Source organism: Phenylobacterium sp. (assembly GCF_020253645.1).
GTDB lineage: Bacteria > Pseudomonadota > Alphaproteobacteria > Caulobacterales > Caulobacteraceae > Phenylobacterium.
Genome location: NZ_JADCBG010000098.1, coordinates 1 through 7,774 on the forward strand (window position 1 = coordinate 1; position 7,774 = coordinate 7,774).

General features: G+C 67.5%; 8 protein-coding genes and 1 pseudogene. 1 reads left to right on the top strand and 8 read right to left on the bottom strand.

The features are described 5' to 3' along the window. The 3 genes from INE98_RS06760 to INE98_RS06770 all read right to left on the bottom strand — a co-directional run. The coding region (locus INE98_RS06760; RefSeq protein WP_293537627.1) for a lipocalin family protein at positions 1–456 on the bottom strand (456 nt) is incomplete at its 3' end. Positions 457–502: 46 nt separating this feature from the next. Further along, on the bottom strand, positions 503–907 hold the full coding sequence (locus INE98_RS06765) for a metallopeptidase family protein (RefSeq protein WP_293537628.1): 405 nt from the start codon (positions 905–907) through the stop codon (positions 503–505). Then, the gene (locus INE98_RS06770; protein WP_293537629.1) at positions 900–1,454 is read right to left on the bottom strand and encodes a hypothetical protein; all 555 of its coding nucleotides are present in this window, start codon (positions 1,452–1,454) and stop codon (positions 900–902) included. Before INE98_RS06770 ends, INE98_RS06765 begins: the two co-directional genes overlap by 8 nt. 85 nt (positions 1,455–1,539) lie before the next feature. Between INE98_RS06770 and INE98_RS06775 the strand changes: the two genes are divergently transcribed. Then, positions 1,540–3,852, top strand: a complete 2,313-nt coding sequence (locus INE98_RS06775; protein WP_293537631.1) for a PAS domain-containing sensor histidine kinase — start codon at positions 1,540–1,542, stop codon at positions 3,850–3,852. Positions 3,853–3,861: 9 nt separating this feature from the next. Here the strand turns inward: INE98_RS06775 and INE98_RS06780 are convergent, their stop codons facing one another. From INE98_RS06780 to INE98_RS06800, 5 genes and pseudogenes are all read right to left on the bottom strand, one after another. Beyond that, positions 3,862–4,584, bottom strand: coding sequence for a hypothetical protein (locus tag INE98_RS06780; protein WP_293537633.1), 723 nt, complete (start codon positions 4,582–4,584; stop codon positions 3,862–3,864). Between the two features lie 160 nt (positions 4,585–4,744). Further along, a complete protein-coding gene (locus INE98_RS06785; RefSeq protein ID WP_293537635.1) occupies positions 4,745–5,065 on the bottom strand; it encodes a 2Fe-2S iron-sulfur cluster-binding protein in 321 nt (106 codons plus the stop codon). Positions 5,066–5,090: 25 nt separating this feature from the next. After that, positions 5,091–6,323: an FAD-dependent oxidoreductase gene (locus INE98_RS06790; RefSeq protein ID WP_293537637.1), complete on the bottom strand. Its 1,233-nt coding sequence runs from the start codon at positions 6,321–6,323 to the stop codon at positions 5,091–5,093. Positions 6,324–6,397: 74 nt separating this feature from the next. Then, positions 6,398–7,180, bottom strand: coding sequence for a succinate dehydrogenase iron-sulfur subunit (locus INE98_RS06795; protein ID WP_293537639.1), 783 nt, complete (start codon positions 7,178–7,180; stop codon positions 6,398–6,400). A gap of 38 nt (positions 7,181–7,218) precedes the next feature. Continuing rightward, positions 7,219–7,774 (bottom strand): annotated as a pseudogene (locus tag INE98_RS06800) (succinate dehydrogenase/fumarate reductase flavoprotein subunit); the annotation flags it as partial.

The window sequence follows — 7,774 nt, forward strand, 5'->3', positions numbered from 1 at the left end:
GCTCAGTATCGGCTGCTGCGCCATCAGCCAGAGATAGCGGCCGTTCGGCGTGCCGAGCAGAAGCCAACCCTGATCGTTACGGCTCTCAAGCACCCGGTACTCGACATTCAGGACGCCGCCGAAATAGCTGATCCGGATTCGCCCGTCAGTGACCGGGCCAACGATCCTTGCATGGGCCTTCCACTGGGTCGGCGGCGAAAGCAGCGACCCCCGGTGACAGGTCTGGATCACGGCGTAGCCATTCTCGGTCCTGGACCAGTCGGAAGCGCCCCCCTGGCAATCCTTCTGGATCAGGTTGGGCAGGCGGGCGACCTCATACCAGCGCCCGGCGATGCGCCCGATCTCGATCTTCTGGTTCGCAGGCTTGAATTCGGCGGCCAAGGTTGCAACCGGAACGGCGAGCACGGCCGCCATCAGGGCGGCGCAGAGGCGTCCGGAACGGAGGGGCGAGACCATTTCGGCGGTCTAGCGGGTTTTCGGGGGGACGAGAAGCACCCTGCCGTCACCTGGACTCTATGCTGTGGATCTGCTCGTCCGAGAGCCCCAGGTGATGTCCGATCTCGTGGATGAGGACGTGGGCGACAAGTTCGGCAAGCGTCACATCCCCACGTTCCGCCCACTCGTCCAGAAGGGGCCGTCGGAAAAGGAACACCCGGGCGGGCTCGTACGCGTCAAGTACTGACCGCCGGGACAGGTCGACCCCCTGATAGAGCCCCGAAAGCTCGAATGGGTCCTGCATGCCGAGTTCCGCGAGCATGTCGTCATCGGGAAAATCATCGACCCGGAACACGATATCTCCCGCCAGGGTTCGAAAGGGCTCCGGCAACGCGGCGAACGCCACTTCGGCCAGCCGGGCGATGTCGTCGAGGGAGGGCGCTGCGGCGCCTACAGGCCAGGACTCACTCATCGGGAAGGAGACGGTCAGGGTTTTCGGGCGCCCTCACCTCAAAGAGGCCGATGTCCAGCGGCTGCTGGGGGCGCACCGGCCGGAGAGGTTGACGGGCGAAGGCGTTGAGGTGATCGGCGGACAGATCAGCCGGCGGGCTGCGGCGCACACGGCGGGCCTGAGATGAGAGGATCTCGGGAGTCTGGGAGGCCGGTTTCCAGAAGTCCACCTGAATCCGCCAGACGGTCCTTGGCGGCGGCGGCGGCTCCGGCCAGCGGCGGCCGCCCTGTTCGAGGGATCGAGCCGGGGGCGGCGGCCGGGCGCCGTCAAAGACCTCCACGAGCCGGACCGTGGCGGAGTCGGGCGGCCGATCCACGCCCGCCAGGAGGCTGGCCAGGAGTTCAGCTGCGGCGGCCCGGGTCTGGCAAGCCGGCCCGACCCTCTCGGACGAGAAGATGACGGCCTCGCCAGCCACGCCTTCAGCCTCACGGGCGCGGAGGGCGTGGCCGAGAGGCGCACGGAGCGCTGACTCCCCGTCGGGGGCCACCGGATAGAACAGGGCGGTCATCGTCCTATCATCGCCGAAAAACAGGCTTCAGCCTATCTTGTCCGCATGATTCGCCCGATGGGGGCGAAAACCTGCGATCCTGCCCATGACCGGTGAAGGCCTGATCCTCTCCGCGAGCGCCATCACCGCCCTTCTGGCGCTGGCCTCGGGCGCGTGGGCGCTGATCCTGCGGGGCCGCGCGGGGCGGAGGATTCTCGACCTCGAGGCGCAGAACAGAGGCCTTCGCCGCGACGCCGAAGCCGCCCAGGCCTCGGCAGAGGCCTTCGAGTCCGCGCTTCTCGCCGTCGAGGACGGGCGGCCCGCCCTGGTCTCGGGAAATGACAGTCTGACAGCCTGCGCCCGCGCCCTAGGGGTCCCGGCCGAGCCGGAGACTGTCGTCGCGGCGCTCATGCGGGCCGATCCGGATCACGCCCTGCGCCTGCGGGCGTTGTTCGAGCGGGGCGAGAGCTGCGGCTTCGAGGTGAGGGGCGCAGCGGGAGTCGTGACCGTGGAGGGCCGCGCCGGCGGCGCTCTGGCCTGGCTGCGGCTTTCGGCCGCCGCCGGATCCCGCGGACTACCGCCTTCGCCGCGCTTCGCGGCGTTTCTGAATGCTCGAAGCGGCCCCGCCTGGATCGCCAGCGCCGACGGCCTGCCGATCTGGGGTAACGCCGCCTGGCTATCGGCGGTGGGAGCCGCCGACATCCTCGATGCGGCGCAGCGGCGTCTCAGCCTGGACCCGGCCGCGGATGTCCTGGCGGTGGAGGCTGCAACCCAGGCCCAGCCTCGGGAAGCCGTCCGATGGGTCAGCCTGGGCGGGCGCCGGCGCGCCCTCAGGGTGAGCGCAAGGCCTCTGGAGGGAGGCGGAGTCGGGGTCTGGACCGAGGACGTGACCGAGGCTGAAGAGCTCCGGGAGGCGCTGCGCCGGAATGTGGAGGCCCATGACGAGACCCTGAACCATATCGCCGACGCGGTAGCGATCTTCACCTCCGCCCGTCGCCTGGATTTTCACAACACCGCCTTTGCAGAGATGTTCGGTCTCGAGCCGGCCTGGCTTGCCGATCGCCCCACCCATGGCGAGGTTCTCGACCGCCTTCGGCAACGCAGGCGCCTGCCGGAAACGGCCGACTATGCGCGGTGGAAGGCCGCCGAGCTGGAGCGCTATGTCCGGCTCGATTCCGCGCCGGACGAGCTCTGGAGCCTGCCTGACGGCCGCACCCTCCGGGTCGTACGCCAGTCCCACCCCCTGGGCGGCATCGTCCTCCTGTTCTCGGACATCACCGGCGAGCTTCGCCTGAAGGCCCAGTACAACAGTCTCATCCAGGTCCAGCAGGCCACACTCGACAAGCTGAATGATGCGGTCGCGGTCTTCGGCGCAGATGGACGCCTGCGACTGCATAACGAGGCCTTCGAGCGTTTCTGGAACATCCCCCGTCAGGCTCTCTCCGAGATGCAGGATTTCGAGGGTGTCGTTGAACTCTGCCTGCCTCGACTGCATGACCAGGGGTTCTGGAGAGAACTCAAGGGAAGGGTTGCGGACACCGACCCCGCCGCGCGCGCACCCGCCTCGGGCGAGGTGCGGACCTCCGACAGTCGGATCGTCGCTCATCAGTCTCGCCCCCTTCCGGATGGGGCGACGCTCATCGCCTTCACTGACGTCACGGACGCCCGCCGCCTTGAGCGCGCTCTCGCCGACCGCAGCGCCGCCCTTGCGGAAGCTGAAAGGCTGAAGCGGGACTTTGTCGGGAACGTCTCCTATGAGCTTCGGACCCCGCTGACGACGATCATCGGGTACTCCGAATTGATGGAAGGGCTGGGTGATCAGCTGCCGACCCGGGCGCTGGGGCACGCCGGGGCCATACGTCAGGCGGCGGAGCAATTGGGTCGATCCATCGACGACGTCCTCGACATGGCGCAGATCGACGCCGGCGAAATGGCCCTGGACCTGGAAGACGTGAACGTCGTCCGGCTACTGGAGGCGGCTGTCGTCCGCTGGAACGAGGACGCAGAGGCTGGACAGGTCCGTCTCCTGGCGGCCTGCCCGGAGGACCTGGGACTCATCCGCGGGGACTTCAGAAGGCTTTCGCAAGTCCTTGACCACCTCGTTCTGAACGCCCTCAGCCATACGCCGAAGGGCGGTCGCATCACCCTGGGCGCGCGTCGCACCCTCGGAGAGGTGCAGATTCAGGTGATCGATACAGGGCGGGGGATCCCCTTCCACGTGCAGGCGAACATCTTCGACAGGTTTGTCGGACGCGAGCGCGGCGGGCCCGGTCTTGGCCTCGCCCTGGTCAAGGCCCTGGTCGAGCTGCACGGCGGCTGGGTCGCCCTGGAGAGCGAGCCCGGTGCGGGGGCGACCTTCACCTGCCACCTTCCGGAAAGAGCGGAAGGCGCGGCGGGGCATCCGGAACTGGAGTTCTGATCGCCTTGATCAGGGCGGTGACAAGCCGGCTCTCGCAAGCGCAGCGTCGAGACCTGCGGTTAGGTCGGCGACTGTTGGATACCGAGCCTCGGGATCAGGCGCGGTGGCCTGCCGGATCACCGGACCAAGGGCGGGACATCGATCAGGATACTCGCCCCGTGGAGGATCCAGCAGAACCGCCATGGCGCGCCCCAGCTGAAAAACCATGGTCCGGGAGTCCAGCCATGCGCCCTGGTGAAACTCTTCTGGCGCCATGAAGCGCGTCGAGCCGAGGGTTCGCGGCGTGTCCAACCGGAAGGGGGCGGGCCGATACTCATCCACGTCGATCAGGAAGACCCGGTCCCTGTAGAGAAGATTTCCATCATAAAGGTCGATGGATACGAAACCGGCCTCATCAATGACCCGATGAACGTCAATCACGTCACGGATCGCTCGAATGACGTCGCTCAGGGGCGCTTGCCGCATCCGCTGGGACTGCCTCAGAGGCGACGCGTCGCACCAGGGGAAGACAAGAATGGGTCCCCGATCGCCCTCCAGGACCTGGATCAGCGGGATCAGGGCCGGGTGCTGCACCCGCTCGTGCACGGTGATGGCCCGACGCTGGCTCGCTACACCCATTTCATGGACTGCGAACTTGACGAAGTAACGGCTTCCATCGCGCTCGAAACCGGCTGCGCGACACCCGAACTCTCCATCACCCAGGTCGGCGAAGACTCTGCCCTCAGCCGTCAAGAAACTCCTGACATCCCCGCGGATGGCGTCAAACGGCAGCGGAGGCGGGCGGTCAGACACGCTCTGGTAACCCCTTGGCCGCGCGTCCCGCACGGGCAGGCGACTCAGCACGCCATGAGGACCGAAGGCCGCTTGCTAAGCCTCCGGACGCCCTGGCCGGTTAGTGCTGGCTCTCGGGAAGCCGGACCACCAGGCCGTCGAGGGCGTCGCTCACCTTGATCTGGCAGGACAGCCGGCTGTTGGGCTCCACGCCCTCGGCGAAGTCGAGCATGGACTCCTCCATGGCCGTCTTGTCGCCCGTCTTTTCGAGCCAGGCGGCGTCCACATAGACGTGGCAGGTCGCGCACGCGCAGGCGCCGCCGCAGTCGGCGTCGATGCCCGGCACGTTGTTCTTCACCGCGACTTCCATGACCGACAGGCCGGTCTTGCCCTCGTGGACGTGCTCGGTCCCGTCGTGCTGAATGAAGGTGATCTTGGCCATCTGGTCTTTCCTTGCCTCGCCGGATCTATGCCGCGGCGACCTCTTTCATGGAAACCGAAGGGTCCGCAAGTCTCTGCTTGTCCACCGGCCTGCGGGAACCGATGAGCTGCCGCCCCATCATGAACTCTGGCGGCGAGTTGATCGCCTCCACCGCCTGGACCTGATCGCCCTTCAGGTGGAAGATCGCGAACCGCCCCGAACCCGGATCACCGCGCACGAGCGTCCGGTCCGAATCAAAGTTGTAGCCTGCGATCTGCAGCTTGATGTCGTACTGGTCGGACCACTGCCAGGGCGTCTCGCCGGCCGGCGCGGGGCGACCCGTGATGGCGCACGCGGCCTGCTTGGCCTGCTCCAGGGCGTTGGGGACGCTTTCCATCCGGAAGTCCCGACCATAGATCGGCATGGGCCGCAGGGTCACGTCGCCAATGGCGAAGATGGAGGGGTCTGAAGTGCGGGCCTCCAGGTCGACCACCACGCCGCGATTCACCGCCAGGCCGGCCGCCTGGGCGAGTTCCTGATTGGGGACGGCGCCGACGCCGACCAGGGCCAGGTCGCAGTCGATCACCCGGCCGTCGGCCAGTTCGACGCCCGTCACCTTCCCGCCCTCGCCGCGGAAGCCGGTGACAGAGGCCCCGGTCAGGAAGCGGACGCCATGGCCTTCGTGCAGGGTGCGGAAGAAGTTGGAGAGCACCTCGCCGGCCACGCGGGCCAGGATGCGGGGCTCGCGCTCCAGGACGATCGCCTCGGCGCCCAGGGCCCGCGCCGAGGCGGCGGCCTCGAGGCCAATATAGCCGCCGCCGACAACGGCCATGGTCCGGCCAGGCCCAAGCGCCGCCTTCAGCGCCTCGGCGTCGGCCGCCGTGCGCAGTTCCAGGATGCCCTCGAGATCGGCTCCCGGGATGGGAAGGCGGATGGCCCGGGCCCCGGTGGCCAGGACCAGGATGTCGTAGGCGAGTGTTGTCCCGTCCGAGAGGACCAGGGCCTTGCGGTCCCGGTCGATACGTTCGGCGCGGACTGAGGGCCGGAAGTCGATGCGGTTCTCGGCGTAGAATTCGAGGGGCTTGAGGGCCAGGGACTCCGCGTCCGCCTCGCCCTTCAGCCAGGCCTTGGAGAGCGGGGGCCTCTGGTAGGGCGGAATCGGCTCCTCGCCCACCAGGGTCACAGGCCCGGCATACCCATACTGGCGCAGCAGGGCCGCCAGGGTCCCGCCGGCGTGGCCGGCGCCGACGATCACGACATGGGCGTCTGGCGAGGTCATGGGCTCCAGATGCAGAAAAGTGACGCAGCCGTCAACTTACGGAATTCGCCGGATGCCCTGACGCCTGGAGGGCGTCAGACCAGTCGCTCCGCCATCATCTTCTTCACCTCGGCGACCGCCTTGGCGGGATTCAACCCCTTCGGGCAGACCTGGGCGCAGTTCATGATCGTATGGCAGCGATAGAGCTTGAAGGGATCCTCCAGGGCGTCGAGCCGCTCGCCGGTAGCCTCATCCCGGCTGTCGACCAGCCAGCGATAGGCGTGCAGCAGGGTGGCCGGCCCGAGATAGCGGTCGCCGTTCCACCAGTAGCTGGGACAGGAGGTGGAGCAGCAGGCGCACAGGATGCACTCGTAGAGACCGTCCAGCTGCTCCCGGTCCTGCGGGCTCTGGACCCATTCGGTCTGGGGCTCGGGCGTGGTGGTGTGCAGCCAGGGCTCGATGGACGCATACTGAGCGTAGAAGTGGGTGAGGTCGGGCACCAGGTCCTTGACCACCGGCATGTGCGGCAGCGGGCTGACCTGGCAGGCCGAACCGGGGACCTCGTCATGCCCATGGGTGCAGGCCAGGGTGTTCCGTCCGCCGATGTTCATGGCGCAGGAACCGCAGACTCCCTCGCGGCAGGACCGCCGGAAGGTCAGGGTGGGGTCCATGGTGTTCTTGATGTGAATCAGGACGTCCAGAACCATCGGGCCGCAGGCCGCGACATCGACCTCATAGGTGTCCCAGCGCGGATTGCCCGTCCCTTCGGGATCATAGCGATAGATCCGGAAGGTCTTGACCTTCTTGGCGCCGGCGGGCGCGGGATAGTGCCGACCCTTCTGGACCCGGGAGTTCTTCGGCAGGGCGAGTTCAACCATGGGAGCTCTTTCCTCGAATTCCGTCTGCGTCCGCGACCTTAGTAGACCCGCGTCTTGGGCGGGATCGGCGCAATGTCGTTGGTCATCGTGTAGTCATGCACCGGCCGGTAATCGATCGCCACCTTGCCAGTGGCGTCGTCGAGCCAGGTCAGGGTGTGCTTCATCCAGTTGGCGTCGTCCCGGTCGGGATGGTCCTCATGCGCGTGGGCGCCGCGGCTCTCGGTGCGGTTTGCGGCGCCGGCGACGGTGACCACGGCCTGGACCACGAGGTTCTCGAACTCGAGGGTCTCAACAAGGTCGGTGTTCCAGATCAGCCCGCGGTCGGAGACCTTGATGTCCTTGCGCTTGTCATGGACCGCCTGGAGGCGCTTCACCCCCGAGGCGAGGCTTTCACCCGTCCGGAAGACGGCGGCGTCCTCCTGCATGGCCTGCTGCATCTCCAGCCGCAGGGCGGCGGTGGGGGTCGAGCCGTCAGCATGACGCAGGCGATCGAAACGGGCGAGGTGAGAGTCCGTCATCGACGGCTTCAGCTCGGGCTGGGAGGCGCCGGGCTTCAGGAGATCGGCGGCCCGCAGGGCGGCGGAGCGGCCGAAA